General features: G+C 35.4%; 10 protein-coding genes. 9 read left to right on the forward strand and 1 reads right to left on the reverse strand.

Features of this window, described 5'->3' with window-relative positions; translation table 11 throughout:
* The first annotated feature begins 33 nt into the window (after window positions 1-33).
* The 8 genes from plsY to lpdA all read left to right on the forward strand — a co-directional run bounded on the left by plsY (window position 34) and on the right by lpdA (window position 14,766).
* Window positions 34-633: a glycerol-3-phosphate 1-O-acyltransferase PlsY gene (gene plsY, locus P856_RS03850; RefSeq protein ID WP_044214939.1), complete on the forward strand. Its 600-nt coding sequence runs from the start codon at window positions 34-36 to the stop codon at window positions 631-633.
* Between the two features lie 909 nt (window positions 634-1,542).
* Window positions 1,543-4,101 (forward strand): type I DNA topoisomerase, encoded by a 2,559-nt coding sequence (gene topA, locus P856_RS03855; protein ID WP_025300852.1) that lies wholly within the window; start codon window positions 1,543-1,545, stop codon window positions 4,099-4,101.
* 1,285 nt (window positions 4,102-5,386) lie between these two features.
* Window positions 5,387-6,343 carry a malate dehydrogenase gene (mdh, locus tag P856_RS03860; RefSeq protein ID WP_025300853.1) on the forward strand — a complete coding sequence of 319 codons (957 nt, stop codon included), beginning with the start codon at window positions 5,387-5,389 and terminating at the stop codon, window positions 6,341-6,343.
* Between the two features lie 40 nt (window positions 6,344-6,383).
* Entirely contained in the window at window positions 6,384-7,553 is a 1,170-nt protein-coding gene (gene sucC / locus P856_RS03865) for an ADP-forming succinate--CoA ligase subunit beta (protein ID WP_025300854.1), read from the forward strand.
* Window positions 7,553-8,431 carry a succinate--CoA ligase subunit alpha gene (gene sucD, locus P856_RS03870; RefSeq protein WP_025300855.1) on the forward strand — a complete coding sequence of 293 codons (879 nt, stop codon included), beginning with the start codon at window positions 7,553-7,555 and terminating at the stop codon, window positions 8,429-8,431. Before sucC ends, sucD begins: the two co-directional genes overlap by 1 nt.
* Window positions 8,432-8,650: 219 nt before the next feature.
* Window positions 8,651-11,533 carry a 2-oxoglutarate dehydrogenase E1 component gene (locus tag P856_RS03875; RefSeq protein ID WP_025300856.1) on the forward strand — a complete coding sequence of 961 codons (2,883 nt, stop codon included), beginning with the start codon at window positions 8,651-8,653 and terminating at the stop codon, window positions 11,531-11,533.
* Between the two features lie 127 nt (window positions 11,534-11,660).
* The gene (odhB, locus tag P856_RS03880; protein ID WP_025300857.1) at window positions 11,661-12,893 is read left to right on the forward strand and encodes a 2-oxoglutarate dehydrogenase complex dihydrolipoyllysine-residue succinyltransferase; all 1,233 of its coding nucleotides are present in this window, start codon (window positions 11,661-11,663) and stop codon (window positions 12,891-12,893) included.
* A 466-nt stretch (window positions 12,894-13,359) separates the two neighbouring features.
* Window positions 13,360-14,766: a dihydrolipoyl dehydrogenase gene (gene lpdA / locus P856_RS03885; RefSeq protein ID WP_025300858.1), complete on the forward strand. Its 1,407-nt coding sequence runs from the start codon at window positions 13,360-13,362 to the stop codon at window positions 14,764-14,766.
* A gap of 1,536 nt (window positions 14,767-16,302) precedes the next feature.
* Here the strand turns inward: lpdA and rpmG are convergent.
* On the reverse strand, window positions 16,303-16,470 hold the full coding sequence (gene rpmG, locus P856_RS03890) for a 50S ribosomal protein L33 (protein WP_025300859.1): 168 nt from the start codon (window positions 16,468-16,470) through the stop codon (window positions 16,303-16,305).
* 1,862 nt (window positions 16,471-18,332) lie between these two features.
* Between rpmG and P856_RS03895 the strand changes: the two genes are divergently transcribed.
* Window positions 18,333-19,673, forward strand: coding sequence for a SagB/ThcOx family dehydrogenase (locus P856_RS03895; RefSeq protein ID WP_025300860.1), 1,341 nt, complete (start codon window positions 18,333-18,335; stop codon window positions 19,671-19,673).
* Window positions 19,674-19,963 lie beyond the last annotated feature (290 nt).

Below are 19,963 nucleotides of genomic sequence, written 5' to 3' on the forward strand. Positions count from 1 at the left end.
TTTAATTTATAATCTATTTCTGTTAAATTGATCATGCATGCATATGAGTGTTGTGTTGTCGTTGTAGCTACTTATCTAATTGGCTCAATCCCTTTCGGTCTGATCATTACTAAGTGTTTCGGACTTAATGACATTCGTTTAATTGGTTCTCATAACATTGGCGCCACTAACGTTCTACGAACCGGTCACAAAAGTCTTGCATTAGCCACAGTGCTATTTGATAGCTGCAAAGGCATCATCGCGGCATTAGGTGGCTGCCAATTTGGCAACGATACGGCTAGCTTAGCCGCAGTCTGGGTGGTTATCGGGCATTGTTTTCCATTATGGATAAAATTTAAAGGCGGGAAAGGGGTAGCAACAGCTATCGGTGTATGGTTAGCCTTAGCTACTGATATTGGAATTATCGTTTGTCTACTTTGGCTAATCGTCGCTTCTGTATTTCGTTATGCCTCAGCTGCTTCGTTAGCAGCTATAGCGGTAGCACCTTTGCTCGCATGGAATATGGGCAATATTGAATTTGTTCAAGCTGGAATAGTAATCGTGAGCATAATATGGCTACGCCATTATCATAACATTCGCAGGATTATTGCAGGTTGTGAAAGCAAGATTGTATTGCACGAAAAAAAACAATAAATACAGCAAAGTTAATAAAGATTTTTCTTAATTCGATAGTGCAAACATTTTAATTTGCGATCTGACATAATTCCCACGCTTGCTTCTTATTAATTTAATGTTATTCCGTTTGCTGCGTAAGATTGCAGCCAGCACGAATTAATTTTTTTATATTAATTAGTTGATCTACATCAATGAGCTTCAAAAAATATTTTCTAAATCCTTAATACACTTTTGTAAAATTTTTTTAATAACAGTAAAAAATAATTAATATATTAATTTAATACAATAACAAACGCGCTTACCAATTACTAGTTACACAGAAAATTACGATTCATTGAAAATGAATCAATGATAAAGCATATTTACAATAATCTTTTATTAGCAGTATGGCTTACTTATTACATAATTAGATAAATTAAAAATTGCTTTTGGTGTAGATAATTACTCAATTAAGGGCTATCGGACTATAGAACAGACTTAATTAATTATGAGGTTTGAATTTAACTGAGAAGAATTGAGCAATTAATTGATTGAATTTATTGATAAATAAGATCTAATATCTAACTACAGACCAATTGGTATTAATCTTTTAATACTCAATACTAATGTACTCTACGAGTAAAACAAGATTTTTATTATACTTACAGTATGAATTGTTTATTATAATGGCAATTATTCATATAGATTATTAGGAGTATAACATATAGATTATAGGAGTATAATACATTTATTCTATAAATTTACAAATACATTAATCATAAAAGTATTTTTACTTGTGGAAATGAGGTTGAGAAAATTAATCTTAAAAAGTTAAAATATTAATAATTAACAATTATGCTCTTGTATGTATTTTGAATTTTATTCAAACCTATCTTCTATTTGCATACTGCTAATGAGAACAAATCTTAAAAAGGCGAGTAGTACGGTATGAGTAAAATAGTTGTCGTTGAGTCTCCAGCTAAAGCTAAAACTATCAACAATTATCTGGGTAAAGAATATTATGTGTTAGCGAGTTACGGCCACATTTGCGACCTACCTCCCAAAAAAGGCTCAGTGAATCCAGAACATGACTTTCAGATGATTTGGCAAACTGATCAGCGTTCTGAAAAACAAATAAAAACGATTGCCGACGCCGTGAAAGGAGCAAAGCAACTCATCTTAGCAACTGACCCAGATCGAGAAGGTGAAGCTATAAGCTGGCACATCTGCAATGAATTGGATGCCCGCAAGGTACTTGATGGGGTAAAAGTTCAACGAGTTGCATTCAATGCAATCACTAAAGAAGCAGTTATGAATGCTATAGCCAATCCACGCAGCTTAAACCAAGATTTAATTAACGCATATCGAGCACGACGAGCTTTAGACTATTTAGTTGGATTTACCTTATCACCAGTACTATGGCGCAAACTACCCGGTGCTCGATCAGCTGGACGTGTACAGTCTGTCGCTTTACGGCTTGTTTGTGAGCGCAATTCAGAAATCGAGAAATTTGTAGCTAAAGAATATTGGTCACTTAAGGCAACATTTCTTACTAAAGAAAATGATACATTCACCGCACTATTAACCAATTTAAATGGCAATATCATACAACGACTTGACATAAAATCAGAAGATGAAGCCAACGCTGCAATGGCTATTGTAGAGAGAGGAATATTCCTTATAGACTCTGTAGAAAAAAAACTTGTCAAGCGTAATCCAACCACGCCTTTTACTACTTCTACTCTACAGCAAGAAGCTTCAAACCAACTTGGATTTCGTACCAGGCGTACTATGCAAGTTGCTCAATCTCTTTATGATGGTGTGAATATCGCCGGCGAGACTACTGGTCTTCTTACTTACATAAGAACCGATGCTATACACATAGCGCCGGAAGCGATAACACAAATTCGTGAAACTATTAGGTTTGAATATGGCGAACGCTATCTACCCAATACACCAATAATTTATAAAAGTAAAGTGAAAAACGCCCAAGAGGCGCACGAAGCAATCCGACCAACCGACATTACACTTACACCAGATATGCTGCACGCATATCTAAATCACGATCAATGGAAACTGTATTCGCTAATCTGGAAACGAGCTGTAGCGAGCCAAATGGCCAGCGCAGAACTAAGCCAGACTACAATAGACGTGATAGATAAAGATAAGCTCACTATTCTGCGCGCTACTAATTCGGTTTTCACATTTGATGGTTTTCTTAAACTCTATCGAGAAAACTGCGAATCGAATAAGGTAGCAAATCAAATCGATAACGAACACAATAAATCCCTACCTACCGTTAGCAACGGCGACATCGTTATTCAACAAAACGTAATCCTGACACAACACTTCACACAACCGCCAGCGCACTATTCAGAAGCAAGCCTTGTAAAAAAAATGGAGGATCTTGGAATCGGCAGACCGTCCACCTACGCAAATATCTTGCAAGTACTGCATGATCGTGAATATGTTCGCTTTGATGGTCGACGCTTTATGCCAGAAGATCGTGGCCGTCTAGTCATAACCTTTCTTTCCAGTTTTTTCAAGCGTTACGTTGAATATGGCTTTACTGCCGATTTAGAAAATCAGCTTGACAATATATCTGACGGTCAGATGGATTGGCGCCAAGTATTGGGCGAATTCTGGAAAACATTTAAGTGTTTAGTCGATGATATCAATAAACTATCTATTAGTGAAGTGCTTGAAAGGCTGGATGATGCTCTAGCAGATTATTTTTTCCCTGATACTAACAAAAGAAACGAAAATCGCAAATGTCGAAACTGCAGTGAGGGAACCCTATCTCTGAGGCTTGGCAAATTTGGTGCATTTATTGGATGTTCTAATTATCCGATATGCAAGTTTACAAAACAAATTAGTGAAGGCATTACAAGCAAGTCGATTGAAGAGGAAAAGGAAGCTAATACTCTTCCTCGAGTACTTGGCTGCGACCCGGAAACAGGTAAAAATGTTAGTATAAACAACGGTCCATATGGCGTATATGTACAACTAGATCAAGGAGAACAAGAATCAAAAGAAAAACCTAAACGTACTCCCTTACCAAAACAAATCTCACTAACCGATATCGATTTGGATACCGCTCTAGGTTTGTTATCACTACCTCGATTAATCTGCGAGCATCCAGAAACTAAAGACATTATTCAAGCGGGAATTAGTAGATTCGGTCCTTACCTCAAATATGGCATACATTATGTCAAACTGCCAAGCGACCACACAGTACTCACAATTGGTATAAAGCAAGCAATACAGCTAATCTCTGAAAATATTTCTAAGACAAAAATTAGACGCGTGCTAGGTCATCACCCAGACGACGGTAAGCCAGTAATAATCCAAACCGGCCGGTTTGGATTATATGCAAAACATGGGTCCTTACGAGCTAGTCTATCAAAAAAAGAAGAGATAGACAAGCTAACTCTAAAAAAAGTGATTGATTTGCTGAATTCTAAAGGAAAAAATATTCACAAAAGTAAGTGCAAAAAATACCGGTAAAGATTAGTAATCATAATCTAAATACGAGGAAAAATAAGAATAAGAATATTTCTTAAAAAAATGAAAAAAACACTTAAAACAAGCGGATGACCAAAAATACTCTAATCAGAGTCGAAAGCCAACAGCTTATTTTTAACGCCTCATCAGAACAAAGCACCAACTGGTATAAGTTTGTTAACTTAAACTTAAAATTTGCTAATAATATAGTAAAAATATATAGTAAAAATGTAGCAAATAACGATAGTGTTATTAGTTGTCCGGTTTAAAATACGAGAAACAAAGCTTTCGATAACACGCGGACAATACATTCTTTACAATTCTACCTGTTCGCACTATAATCTCAGAAAAATCATCATTAATAATCTAACAATTATTTTTCCATAAATTATAGATTAAATATAGTAAATTATAGATTAAATATAGATTAAATACACATAATTAAATTATTAGATTAAATACACATAATAATTAAATACACATAATATATACAAGCAATCATAAGGATTAATTCGTACGTATACGAATATCATATCGTCAGCAAGATTAATGTTTTTAATTACCTCCCCCATTAAGGTTTAAATTATATTTTAGAGTCAGCTACAAGATCTGTAGTAATTTGATATTTTCTAGTATATTAACTGTTATTTTATAATCGTATCGTTATAGATTATAATCTTGTCGTAATTTATATAATTCAGTATAATAATATAATTCAGTATAATAATATAATTCAGTATAATCAATTTTATAATTAATCACTCAAACACTAACTAGCCCTACGTATAAAAATAAATTAACAAGTCAAACTAAAAAGTTTTTTCGAATATTTAACAGGAGTTAAGATTTTTCTACAAAGTACTTATTGAAGACTACTCGTTTATAATATCTCCTTGGAGATTAAAATATTGCTATCTTTGGCAATAGGGTAGTAGTTTGTTTTTTATTTCTTGCTGCGAAAATATAAAATATTGATCTGAGAAAGATACCATAACTATGCTCTTGACGATTATGATTTAATAATTGATTTAATAATATTTTAAAAAATTATTTATCCAAATTGAGCTTGCTTCCTTTTTTTCTAGACTTTTGGAACACGCTTTGTAGATTTAAACGCAATAATTAAGATTTTATATTCACACGATAATTAGGATCATTACACAATGATTAGAATTTTATAGTTTACACAATAATTAAGATTTTATTATAGTTTACACAATAATTAAGATTTTATAGTTTACTTTAAAATTCTATGGACGCTTAATCTTAAGCATGCGATAGGAAGATCATGACTCGCAATAAAATCGCGCTCGTAGGCGCTGGTAATATCGGTGGCACAATAGCACTTTTGTCAGGACTGAAGAATCTTGGCGACGTGATACTATTTGATAGTGTCGATGGCTTACCGCAAGGTAAAGCACTAGACATTGCTGAAGCATCATCGATAGAAGGGTTTTCCTGCGTTTTTTCTGCTACTAACAACTATAATGCGATCGCTGGCGCTGAAGTAGTTATCGTTACTGCAGGTACTCAACGCAAACCTGGCATGAGTCGTGATGATCTGATTAATGCTAATGCTAAAGTAATAAAATCCGTAGGCGAAGGTATCAAACTCAACTGTCCGGAAGCATTCGTCATCTGCATCACTAATCCATTAGATGCCATGGTTAGCTTACTTCAAAAGTACACTGGTATAGCAAAAAATAAAGTTATTGGTATGGCAGGAACACTTGATAGTGCACGCTTGCGTTACTTCTTGGCGAAAGAATTTGCTGTATCGGTCGAAGATGTAACTGCCTTTGTCATAGGTAGCCATGGCGATACCATGGTTCCGCTGATTCGATATTCCGCAGTCGCTGGAATATCTGTTCCCGAACTAATTAAAATGGGTTGGTCGAGCAGAAAAAGAATTGATGAAATTGTTCAGCGTACACGCGATGGTGGTACAGAGATTATCAGCTTGTTAAAAAATAGCTCAGCCTTTTACGCCCCAGCTTGCTCAGCAAGTCAAATGGTGGAGAGTTATCTTAAGGATAAGAAAAGGTTAATGCCGTGTACTGTCTATGTAAATGGTCCCTACGGACTTGATGGACTTTATATAGGAGTTCCGATAATATTAGGCGCTGCTGGAGTAGAAAAGATAGTGGAAATCGACCTGAATGATGAAGAGAAGAAGATGTTTGATAATTCGGTAAATGCCATAAAAATACTTAATGAGACTATCAAAAATGCGTTATTGATTTAACGGATAAGATCAGTTAGCACCTGGCGGAAATGAGTGAACAATGAATATTCATGAATATCAGGCTAAAGCTCTTTTTGTAAAACATGGAATACCAGTACCAAAAGGTGGAGTGGCGTTCAGCCCAGAGGAAGCTGTTAGGGTAGCTAAAGATTTGAGAGCTCAGACTTACGTAGTCAAAGCCCAGATCCATGCCGGAGGTCGAGGTAAGGGTGGGGGAATTAGAGTAGCTAAGTCAATCGATGAAGTTCGATACCAAGCTGAGCAAATTATCAATATGAACCTAATCACAAACCAAACTAGTCCAGAAGGGCGAATGGTAAAGTGCATATACATCGAAGAATCCTCTAATATTGCGCGTGAACTTTACATGTCACTTTTAGTTGATCGCGGAACTTCCCGAATTGCCGTGATCGCTTCCAATGAAGGTGGTGTGGATATTGAAGAGCTTGCCAGAAAAACGCCAGAAAAAATTCTCACTGTACCAATAGATCCAGCAATTGGTATGGCCGCACATTACGCGCGGCGTATTGCATTTGCGCTTAAACTTCGGGGTAAGCAAATAAATGCTATGGTGGAATTTCTAACGAAATTGTATGACTTTTGTACTAGTTGCGATGCATTGTTGGTAGAAATTAATCCGCTAATCGAGAGCGTTGCTGGTGATATAGTAGCCCTTGATGCAAAGATTAACTTTGATGATAGCGCTCTCTACCGCCATCATGAGATAGCTGCTATGCGGGATGAGGACGAAGAAGATCCGATAGAAGTAAAAGCAAATAAATGTGGGCTAAACTATGTAAAATTAAACGGTTCAATTGGTTGTATGGTCAACGGTGCCGGTCTAGCTATGGCTACTATGGATATAATAAAGTTATACGGTTGCGAACCAGCTAACTTCCTTGATGTTGGCGGTGGTGCAACAAAAGAGCAGATTGCAGCAGCTTTCGAGCTTATCTTATCAGATAAAAATGTGAAAGGTATTATGGTCAATATTTTTGGTGGTATCATGCGTTGCGATTTAATCGCCGAAGGCATTGTCGCAGCGGCAAAAAAGATCGATCTGCATATGCCTCTAGTAATACGCCTTGATGGTACTAACGTTGCAAATGGCAAGCAAATCCTGGCATATAGCGGTATGAAAATTATTGCCGCTGATACTCTGGAAGATGCTGCTAGGAAGATAGTTAACGCTGTGGGAGAGTTAGCGTAATGGCCGTGCTGATTGACGAAAACACTAGAGTGATTTGTCAAGGATTCACTGGTAGTCAGGGAACCTTTCATAGTCAGCAGGCGATTAAGTACGGGACTAATATTGTTGGCGGTGTCACCCCCGGTAAGGGGGGAGATATTCATCTTGATCTGCCAGTATTCGATACTGTAGAAGAAGCAGTTTATAAAACCCAAGCAAATGCCAGCGTGATATACGTCCCATCGCATTCTGCCGCTGACTCAATTCTAGAGGCTATTGATGCTAAAATACCGCTCGTCATCTGCATTACTGAGGGCATTCCAGTAATGCAGATGATTATGGTTAAACGCGCCTTAATTGGCTCGAATACTCGACTAATAGGTCCGAACTGCCCGGGCGTAATAACACCAAACGCTTGCAAAATTGGCATAATGCCAGGACATATACATAAAAAGGGTAAAATTGGAATCGTATCTAGATCGGGTACACTGACATACGAAGCGGTTGCACAAACTACAGCTATAGGTCTTGGTCAATCGACTTGCATCGGTATCGGTGGAGACGCCATTATTGGCTCTAGTTTCGTCGATATACTAGAGCTGTTTTTAGCTGATGAAGAAACTAGTGGAATTATTATGATCGGCGAAATTGGCGGATGCGAGGAGGAAGAGGCGGCTGAATTCTTGAAGTCAAACTACAATAACAAACCAATTACCGGTTTTGTTGCAGGTATAACGGCACGTCCTGGAAGACGCATGGGACACGCCGGTGCGATCATTTCAGCCGGCAAAGGAGGTGCAGACGATAAAATTGAAGCTATGAAGTCTGCTGGCGTTAATGTATCAAACAGCCCAGCTAAAATAGGTAAAACCATGATTGCTGCGATGAGTGGTGGCTAATTAATGAAGTTAGACCTAGACTTCCAATAACACTGCTTCTTTAGCTATTACCGTTGATTAGTCAAAGTCAGTTTTCGGACCAGAGTTACATAAAACGAATAATTATCAATTCATTCGATATAACAACAGGATATTGCTAGGTATTCTTGCCGGTGGAGCTGTCAGGTTATGGAATTAAATAATAATGCTACACAGCAAGCAGATAGGTGGTGAGGGCAAATGTCTATAGAATATCATGACTGCACATTTTTGAACGGTGTTAATGCTTCGTTTATATCAGAACTTTTTGCAAAGTATCTTGAAAATCATAATGCAGTAGATTCTAGTTGGCATCAGTATTTTGATCTACTTAACGATGATATAAAAGTGGCTAATATGGATTTGCGTGGTCCAAGTTTTGCAACGCGAACAACGAAGATTATTACTGCAGTTGATTCTAGTGCACCAGAAAAAGCCCTCGAAAAAGCAACTGTTGTTAATCCTCAGTGGACCGATAGCGCACTTGCTTGCTCGCGAGATTCATTACGTGCAAGTATGATTATCCAAGCCTATAGAGTTAACGGCCACCTGAAAGCCAATCTTGATCCACTAGGTTTGAAAAACTCATCTTTACATCCAGAACTTAATCCTGAGACTTACGGATTCACAAAAAACGACTGGAATCGACCAATCTTTATTAACAATATGCTCGGCTTAGAAAGAACAACTTTAAGCGAGATAATGAACGTTCTAGAGAGCATTTATTGCCGTTCTATTGGTGTTGAATTTATGCATATTCAAGATCTAGCGCAAAAAACCTGGATTTTAGAGCGAATTGAGCAGCAAGGCTGCAAAATAAATTTAACACCAATAGAAAAAAAAATTATTCTGCAGCGTATCACCGCTGCTGAGAGCTTCGAAAAATTTCTCGCTATAAAGTGCGTTGGAGTTAAACGTTTTGGTCTTGATGGTGGCGAGACCTTAATCCCAGCACTTGAACAAATTTTGATAAGAAGCAGCGAGCTTGGCCTAGAAGAAGCGGTACTGGGTATGCCACATCGCGGACGTTTAAGTGTACTTTGCAACTTCATGAACAAGCCATTTCGCGCTATTGTTGCAGAGTTCTTAGGTAAATTAGAATATACTGATCAAATCGGTGATGTTAAATATCACATGGGTTTCTCTTCTAACCGTGAGTTTAATGGGATCAATGTACACTTAACTTTAAACTCCAATCCTTCTCACCTCGAAAGTGTTAACTCAGTAGTGCTTGGTCGTGTTCGAGCAAAGCAAGAGCAAAAAAAAGATAAACTTCGCCAAAAGGTAATGGGCATATTAATGCACGGTGATGCAGCATTCGTTGGTCAAGGAGTAGCAGCAGAAACATTGGAATTATCTGGATTACATGGTTATAGAACTGGTGGCACGATCCATATAATCATAAACAACCAAATTGGATTTACTACCGACCCACAACATGCTCGTTCGTCCGTTTATCCTACAGATATGGGTAAGATGGTGCTAGCCCCTATCTTTCATGTGAATGCTGACGATCCAGAAGCTACGGTTCATGTTGCTAGAATAGCAGCAGAATTTCGCCATAAATTTAACGCAGACGTTATCATTAATATCATTTGTTATCGACGCTTTGGGCACAATGAAACTGACGAACCGCGATTTACTCAACCACTAATGTACGAAAAGATTTGTCACCATCAAACTACTCGTGAAATTTATGTTAAACAATTGATCGATGAAGGAACTTTGGATAAGCAAGAAGTAGATAAAATTCTTGATGAAGAAAAATCTCATCTTATGCAAGAGTTTGAATATGGCTTAACTTATAAGCCAGGAAAAGCAGATTGGCTGGAAGGTGCGTGGTCTAATTTAAAAAGCACTTCCGGTGAGGGTGCACGAGGGAATACAGGAGTTGACATCAAAGAGCTCCAGCGTATTGGAGCCAAGTTATGTGATGTACCTAAAGGATTTAATCTGCATAGTAAGCTTAATCGCTTCATTGCCTCTCGCAAAAAAGCAATCGCTAGTGGTGAAGGGATAGACTGGGCTACGAGTGAAGCACTTAGCTTTGCTACTTTACTGACAGACGGATTCATGGTTCGTCTGTCTGGCCAGGATAGTCAACGCGGTACATTTTCCCAGCGTCATTCGGTATACATAGACCAAAAAACTGAGAAAAGCTATATACCATTAAACAACATTCAGGAAAAGCAAGCTAATTATGAAGTTATAAATAGTCCTTTGTCAGAAGCGGGCGTGCTTTGTTTCGAATATGGTTATAGTCAAGCAGAACCCAATACGCTTATCTGTTGGGAAGCTCAATTTGGTGATTTTGCTAATGTAGCACAAGTCGTCATGGACCAATTTATCACCTCTGGTGAAAAAAAGTGGTTACGAATGTCCGGACTAGTATTACTTTTACCCCACGGTTATGAAGGTCAGGGACCAGAGCATTCATCAGCGCGTATAGAGCGCTTCTTACAGCTTTGCGGTGAAGACAATATGCAAGTGGTAAATTGTACTACGCCTGCAAATTATTTCCACGTATTACGCAGACAAATGCACCGTGATTTTCGTAAACCGTTGATCATTTTTACACCAAAATCAATACTACGACACAAAATGGCAGTGTCAAAGCTAGAAGAAATTAGTGGTTCTACTACTTTTCATAGAGTACTATTTGATGATAGATTAATGTGCGAAGATAAGGAAGTGAAACGAGTCATAATATGTTCCGGTAAGGTGTATTATGATCTTTACGAAGAAAGTATAAAACGCAATATCAACAATATTGTATTTCTAAGATTAGAGCAAATGTACCCATTTCCTCGTGAAGTGATTTTACACAAACTTTCTCGCTTTCCGCAAGCTGAAATTATATGGTGCCAGGAAGAACCTGCAAATATGGGTCCATGGACCTTCGTTGATCGTCGTATAGAAGATGTGTTAATTGAGATAGATGGCATGTGTAAGCGTCCACAATATATTGGTCGTCCCATATCAGCTGCACCTGCCACTGGCAGTGCTGTTCGGCATACAAATGAACAAGCTGCTCTGGTTAACAAAGCGTTAACTCTTAATTTAAAGAAATTTAATAACGTATAAATCATCTATAATGAAATGATGATATGAAAGCTTTTTAGAATCGCTAAATTGGGTTAGTATAAATTATTAATTGTCTATGTAGATTTATTGATTAATAATAAAATAATAAAGAGGACTAAACATAGCCATGGCGACAGAGATTAAGGTTCCAGCACTCGGTGATTATGTCTCTGAAGCGACAGTTGCGAAATGGATTAAGTCGCCCGGAGATGCCGTAAACGCCGATGAGCCTTTATTGGAGCTTGAAACGGATAAAGTGACCATAGAGGTCAATGCGCCAGTAAGCGGAATCCTAACAAACATCAATGCTAGCGGTGGGGAGAGTGTTAAGGTTGATGCAGTGCTTGGCATTATTGAACAAACTATATCCAATACTATGCGAAAAGAGGAATTAAGAAAAATAGTTATACAACAAAAAATTAATACACCGGTACCGCCTTCATCTCCCGGTAATAATATTTTTGAATTAAAAACTATGTCTCCTGCTGTTCGTAAGTTAGTCGAAGAAAACGATCTAGATCCAACAAAAATTACTCCTACTGGGAAAGATGGCCGGTTAATCCGAAAAGATGTGCTACAAGCGGTTGCTGCAGGTACAGCGAAGCGTCTATTTAGCAATGATGTATCCATGCCAGAGAATATGCAAGATTGTCCAGAAAATCCACGCGAAGAACGCGTGAAAATGACAAGACTACGTCAGGCTATAGCCAATCGTTTAAAGGAAGCTCAAAGCACTACAGCCACATTAACTACATTCAACGAAGTTGATATGATAGCGGTAATGAATTTGCGTAAACAGCACAAAGATAGTTTTGAAAAGAAGTATGGCGTAAAGCTTGGCTTTATGAGCTTTTTCGTTAAAGCTTGTGTTCATGCCTTACGCCAACTTCCAGTTCTGAATGCTGAAATATATCGTGATGAAATTATTTATAAAAACTTTTTTGATATAGGAGTTGCTGTTGGCACGTCTACAGGTCTGGTAGTACCAATCTTGCGTAATGCTGATCAGCTTTCCTTTGCTAATATTGAAAAGACGATATATGAACTTAGCGTAAGGGCACGCGATGGTAAGCTTTCTCTTACTGAAATGCAAGGCGGAACTTTTACTATATCTAACGGTGGCATATATGGCTCTATGATGTCTACCCCGATTCTTAATCCACCTCAATCTGGCATTCTTGGTATGCATAAAATTCAACCTAGGCCAATGGTGGTTGGCGATTCTATTGAAATTCGCCAGATGATGTATCTAGCGCTAAGTTATGATCACAGGATTGTTGATGGCCGTGAAGCTGTCACTTTTTTAGTTAAAGTAAAGGATGCTATTGAAGATCCCAACCAACTGTTACTAGAATTATGAATTATTAAGCATTTTCAACAACATTTAGCTGTTTTATTATAGTTATTGGTATTGTGATGTCATTTGGCTAAAAATATTATTTTTTTAAACTTGATAAGGTTAAGAAAACTTCTTTAATTTATTTCCTCGCTTTGCCTTAAATTAAAAACCTTTTTTAACTAATCTTGAAGATGGTCGAGTCACATTCTATAATGTTTTAAAATACATTTAGCTAAAAACCACGTTTGTGATTTAAGAATTATTAGCGCATAGTTTTTAGAAAAATTTAATTTATTGATGATGCTACACTATCTATTATTATTAGTCCAATAAAACAATAAAAATATTACAAATAGCTAATTTAATAGCTTTCGTTGGGTAATTGCGTTAAATCTTCTATTTTTATTACTAATACTTTTTAGTCTATTCTTAATTTACCATAATCTGTTTCATCTTTCTAAATAGATGACCCAAATTAGGAGTAATCATGTCTATTGACTATGATGTTGTAGTTATTGGCTCTGGACCAGGCGGTTATGTTGCTGCAATCCGAGGCTCACAGCTTGGCTTAAAAATTGCTTGCGTGGAACAGCACAGATCGCTTGGTGGAACCTGCCTGAATATTGGATGCATACCATCCAAAGCGTTGCTCAATGCTTCAGAAAAATATTTAGAAGTTGAGAGCCGATTAGAGCATTTAGGGATCGAAGTTTCACCTCCTAAACTAAACATAAATAAGCTTATGAAAAAGAAAACTGAGATCGTCAATAGTCTTACTGAAGGCATAAATTTTTTATTTAAAAAAAATAATGTGGATTGGCTGCAAGGAGTTGGTAAAATTACTGAAGTAGGCGAGGTGGAAGTTATTGCCGCAAATGGTGATAAAAAAATAATTAAATGCCAAAATATCTTGATTGCAACTGGTTCAACAACGGTTCCAATCCCGGGAATTAAAGTTGACGAAAAGCATATAGTTACATCTACTGGCGCACTTAATTTAAGAAGTGTACCTCAACAATTAATCGTAATTGGCGGTGGTGTGATTGGCTTAGAATTGGGTTCAGTATGGAAGAGATTTGGTGCTAAAGTAACCGTTGTGGAATTTTTAGATCGCATTATATCTACTATGGATCAAGAACTAGGTAAGCTATTTAAACGCACCATGGAAAGGCAAGGCATAGATTTTAAGATGTCAACAAAAGTAACTCAGGCTAAGGTTGACAATAATCATGTGGAGCTAACTATTAAAAATACTACAAGCGACACTGTTGAAGAATTAAATGCTGACATAGTTCTCGTAGCTACCGGTCGTCGCCCATATTACACAGGATTAGGCTTAGAAGAGTTGGGAGTAAGATGCGATAAATATGGCTTTATTCAGGTTGATCAAGACTTTCAAACAAGCATAGATAGCATATACGCAATCGGTGATGTTATTAATGGTCCTATGTTAGCTCACAAAGCTGAAGAAGATGCTATCACTGCCGTAGAGATCATGGTTGGGCAATCAGGAAGGGTAGACTATAACTTAGTTCCAATGATCATTTACACTTCTCCAGAAGTAGCCTCTGTTGGTAGGACAGAAGAACAATTGCAAGAATCTAAAATTGAATATTGTAGAGGTGTATTTCCGTTTTTTGCGAATAGTCGGGCGCGAGCAAATGTTGATACTGAAGGGCAAGTAAAAATCTTAGCTGATAAAAACACACACCAGATTCTTGGCGCCCATATTATAGGCCCAAATGCTGGTACGCTTATACACGAAATTTGTGTAATTATGGAGTTTGGAGGATCAGCAGAAGATATCGCGCGTATATGCCATGGCCATCCGACACTAAACGAAGCAATTAAAGAAGCAGCTATGGCTATAGCTGATCAAACAATTCATATTTAAGATAAAATCTATGCTTTAAATTGAATATTTAATTTTAATATATTTTGATCTTAGTTTTTTACTAATAAATTAGATTTCACGCTAACAACTTTAATTGTTTTAGTTAGTTATTCTAGATTTTTTTAATTAAAGAAAGCGTTTTATTGTTTTTAAGATTACTCTAAAAGAGTTTTTGGCTTTTTACTTTAATTTTAATCTACACTGCTAGTGTCATCGTGTAAAATAATATTCGCTGATTTATAATTGAACGAAGCAATTTTTATAAATCTTTGAGGTTAGGTTTTTAATAGCAATCTAAATATCATTTTTAATATTCCCTAGCAGTATCCCAAAAAATTTATTAGCTTACTAAGCTAATAAATTTACTTTATTTTTAAAAATATAACTATATTCCATATATTTGATTTTGTTATCGATCATTATCCAAAAATTAATTAGTTTGCTTAACTGCTTAATAACAACAACAGTATTGAATACTATGTATAGTATTCAATACTGTTGTTGTTATGTTGAAATATTTAGAGTGTATCTTCTCTCATAGAATATACGTTAATTTGTAATCAAATTATCAATAATTTAACATAATCTATATTAAACTACATCACTTAAAAACTTAAACAAAATTAACTAATACTTTATATATCTCTGAAATTAAATTAAACAACTAAGCTGATAAGCACATAAATTAATAGGTTATGTTTTAATATAACAATAATGGCTTTTAACTATATAATATATCTATATTATTGTCTTTACTGCAAAAACAAGAAAAAATTTTAAAAACCTCCTCAATCTAGCTAAAACCACATATAAATTTTAATATAAAACCAAGATACACCGCTTATCAATTATTACGTTACTAAAAATATGACTTTAAATACAATTGACCAAGAAGTCAACAATAAACCAGAAGTGCGGAGAAACATCTAGGGTCAGATAATCTGCTAAATTATTATACTACATTCCAGCAAACAAAAACTTTAAAAAAAGTATTAAATAAAATGCCTAATATGACAAGTGTAATTTTTAGGTATTGTAAGCAAATCTAATCAAGATAGATAAATCTAATTTATGTTAAAAAATTTGCTATATTATATACTTTAAATATGTCAGTAAATAAGTATAACGCTTAATACCTATTGCTCTTAGTCATTAACATTAGGGAATGTATTATACTTAATCGAGTTTCTTAGTATGGTATATAAATTAGCTTGCATGTTTTTATTGTGCTACTATTGTTAAATGATGTAAATATTATTATAAATGTAAACCACACTAATAATTAATTAGCCTAAATTTTAACTAAACAATAATTAATTATACTGGATAAATGGGAATATTATAAATTGGATAATTTAATCCCAATCATATCTTAAATTAAATAGCCGGTGAATGAGTAAATGCTTGTAAGCAAAGAATCAATTGCAAATTCTAGTTTTTATTCTAGCTAAAATACTTATTTATATTTATAGGCGTAAAGATTAACTTTTATTAATGTAATTTAAATAAAATAGCCTAGCTATTAAAATAGCTAGGCTATTTTATTTGGGACTCTTTAAATAATACATGTTTGCGTATAATCGGATCATATTTGCGAAACTTAAGCTTTTCAACTTTTATACGAGGATTTTTTTTAGTAACATAAAAATAACCAGTATCAGCCGTACTAACCATCCTAATCAAAACAGTTGCAGATTTTGCCAAATCATTTCTCCTAAGTTTCCCGTATGATTATTAAATAATTCAACACTTTGCATATCCAAAAATTTTTTTATAATTTTTAAAATTACTTTAAAAATATTAGTGAGTACATCGTATATGATGTACTCACTAATAGATGACTTAAATACTAAATAATATATATTAATATTTTGGAATGCTAAATTTTTTTTCGTTAATCACAGCAAAACCACTGCTACGCGTAACAATAAACATAAGTTAATATAGATCACTAAAGTGCTATTTTCCACTCCAAGAAATAGAAGAGCTCCTTTGATAAGATAAGTTTTTTCTTATTATTTACACCTTGCTGCCCTGCTGTCGGCCTATAGTTTCTGGGGAAAATTCCTCTAATACGAGATTGATAATGATCGCCTAAGGTATGAGTTTGAGCTCATTCAGATTGTCTTCAATTAAAATGTAAAAAAGTTTTTATCATTCGCATCCTAATCAGCTTTTATAAAATATTCTAATACGCAATCGATTACATGCACCCACGGACAAGTCGTAGGGGCATGCATGCCAACAAAAAGAATTACTGATTCCAATCAAAATAAAGATTAATTCGATAAAATAATAATATTTGCCTCAGGAGTTTTTTGATAAAATTTATGTCTTACATGCCAACTAGCAAGTTAATTTAAATTAAATATAAAATATATATTAATTATTGTATTTTTAATTCATCAATAATAAGCAACTTTAATTTTTCTTAGATCTAACTGAGAAAATAATTGAGCATATATTCCGCGACAAAGTGCAAATATATTACGATAGTTAATATCTTACTTTTCTTCGAATTTGTTTGCAAACCACTCCATTCCGTAATGGTTCAGCGACTATGTTTTTTTACTACAGAAAGCTTACTAAAGCTAGTTCACGTGCCTCATTACTTTACTTGTAAAATACTCTGTGAAAGTTGCGACTAAATTTGCTAAAGATAAATAATATTTTTTTTGTATTAAAAGCTGAGTAGTATACTTAGAAACTACAAATAATAAATTACCTGTTTAGCATCAATTAATTATGGCCATAGATTATTTATTCTTATGTATTTTTAAGAAAACCAAATAAAGATACTTCACAATTAAACTCTTAGCATAAAATGGTATAAATTTGTAATCAGCTTAAAGGTTTTCATAAATTTTACTCTTTAACTAGGATAGATTTAACAAATCTAAGCACTCAAACTGAGCAGAACTGTTATTTTGTAATGCTGTTAGTCTAGCAAATAATTTTCTATTATTATAGAATGCTAAATTATACAGCGGATATTTAGCGAAATATTTAATTAATGTTAGTAATTAGTATAAAATTGCTAATTTGTATATTCTATAGCTAGAAGAAATAAATAGACGGTACTCATCAAGAATTCCCTATAGCATAATAAAAGCGAACCCTTTATAAAAATATATTACTTTACGGCAGGTGTTAAAATCACAATTAAAGTACAATTAAATAAATAATCTAAGTAAAATTAAGCTTTTAAGATAACTAGAAATTTATTTATTTTAATATTAATCTAGAATAGCTTGATATCTACAATAGATATCCTCATTTTTAATAAGGATATCTATTGTCCGTAGAAAATCTAAAGCCTTTCTATGTTTTTTTTTGCTGAGGCTAAAAAATCGTTTGGTAAATAAATATGAAATTAATTATCTAAAATCAAAAGTATACCTTATAAGATTTAAAAACAATGATATTTTTCGCGCGAAAAATATCATTGTTTTTTGTTGCAACCATAATTAATTACTTCTTTACCGGAATGCTCATTAGAACTTCACTAAACTTAAACTTCAAACATTATCTATAGCCTAAGCAACAACTGAGAATAGTGGTATTTAATGACAAATACTTTATTGAATAACGAAGCCCGCATATCATTACGAATTAATCAGTCAGGAGCTTCTTTGCGAAGAGATGGCCTACGGATTATTATCGATGACGGAAAAAAGTCGCCAGATGTTCTTGACATGACGAATCAACAAATCGCTAACTTGATAAGTTTACTAGAGCAACCGCAAGGTATAGATGAACAAACACTTGTGGCTTGGCGAGATAATGCTAAGATTTATAGCGCTATTGAATGGCTAAGTTGCAGATCGTCCTTAAGATGGGAACTAACGCAACGAGAACAACCTATAGCGCAAGCGATAACAATAAGTAAAAAATTTCAATTAGAAAAAAAGATTGGAGCGATCGATCCAGCAGCGCATTTACGTCGAGCAGATAATGGTGACATGAAATTTCCTGTCATTTTTTCCTGCACTGGGCTTAGCTATCATATTTTTCTATCTATTGAGGGAGCGAAGTTGGCATCTAGCCTTCTAGCAGGTATTGTATCTTACGATAACAAAACGTTAAATGATTTTTTGCTAGGCTGTGGGGCAGCAAATGGATCATTAGCAACTCGCGATTGGGCTTTTGCTGATAGGATTATGCATGACGCAACTCGTCCGCAAGACGACGGTAGAACAATTGCTATCATCCCCAAAACAAACGTTCAGCAACTTCCAATACCGGAATGGCGCAGGATAGATTCTACTAGTTTACCTAATAAATCTATTGCGAGAATATTTGAAAAAAGACGTTCTGTACGCGATTTTTCTCTACAACCTCCAAACGCAGTAACATTACGCTCATTATTGACACACGCACTAGCTTTTCAAAAAGTAAGATGTTTAGGTGCAACTCGTTGGGTTGAAAGAGCCTTTCCTGCTGCTGGTGGCCTTGGGGAACTTATTGGATATTTAGCTGTACGCACTGGCGAAGATTTAGAAACTGGCCTTTATCGTCATGATCCGTTATTAGATCAACTTAGCCCTATACCCAGTGAAGCAAACGCTATGTATCGCTTATTCGATGGAGCGTCAAAAGCCATGATGCGCTCAAATCATCCACCGCCTGTAATGCTTATTTTAGCCTCTCGAGTTGACCTTCTTGTTCAGAAATACGGTACGCTAGGCTATCGCTTGGCCCTACTTAATGTTGGTTCAGCAGGAGCTACAGTGGAGTTAATGGCAAGCGAAATTGGTTTAGGTAGCTGCTTACTAGGTACAAGCGAGGTGCGCAACCTGACTACTTTAATCGACCAAAAAGATATATCCGATATTACAGGAGGTTTCACAGAAACTCCATTGTTAGAAATGGCCCTTGGACTGCAAAGTCATGCTGATATGCAATAGTAAATCAACTTTTGTCGTGTGCGCTGCACTTTATTCAGGGCACTAAAAAGTCGTAATAGATTACGATCCGTTTGTGGCGCAAAATACAGCAAAAAGTTTTATAGCAAGCTGATAGAATCAAAACTTATTTTTTAAATAGCACTTCTATTTAATTCACGTCGCAATGGCCATAAATCAATAAATTGATTATTTTTAATCTCATTATTAAAATATAAGATAAAATAATACTTGTGTAGAAAAAATAATCATCCTTATTCTAATCCTCCAGCTGCAATCCACTTTCCTGATTA

This window comes from Candidatus Endolissoclinum faulkneri L5 (assembly GCF_000510265.1).
Classification (GTDB): domain Bacteria; phylum Pseudomonadota; class Alphaproteobacteria; order Thalassobaculales; family Thalassobaculaceae; genus Thalassobaculum; species Thalassobaculum faulkneri_A.

Coding starts and splice junctions, on each gene's coding strand:
- plsY (WP_044214939.1), top strand. CDS start 34: ATGCATGCATATGAGTGTTGTGTTGTCGTTGTAGCTACTTATCTAATT.
- topA (WP_025300852.1), top strand. CDS start 1,543: ATGAGTAAAATAGTTGTCGTTGAGTCTCCAGCTAAAGCTAAAACTATC.
- mdh (WP_025300853.1), top strand. CDS start 5,387: ATGACTCGCAATAAAATCGCGCTCGTAGGCGCTGGTAATATCGGTGGC.
- sucC (WP_025300854.1), top strand. CDS start 6,384: ATGAATATTCATGAATATCAGGCTAAAGCTCTTTTTGTAAAACATGGA.
- sucD (WP_025300855.1), top strand. CDS start 7,553: ATGGCCGTGCTGATTGACGAAAACACTAGAGTGATTTGTCAAGGATTC.
- P856_RS03875 (WP_025300856.1), top strand. CDS start 8,651: ATGTCTATAGAATATCATGACTGCACATTTTTGAACGGTGTTAATGCT.
- odhB (WP_025300857.1), top strand. CDS start 11,661: ATGGCGACAGAGATTAAGGTTCCAGCACTCGGTGATTATGTCTCTGAA.
- lpdA (WP_025300858.1), top strand. CDS start 13,360: ATGTCTATTGACTATGATGTTGTAGTTATTGGCTCTGGACCAGGCGGT.
- P856_RS03895 (WP_025300860.1), top strand. CDS start 18,333: ATGACAAATACTTTATTGAATAACGAAGCCCGCATATCATTACGAATT.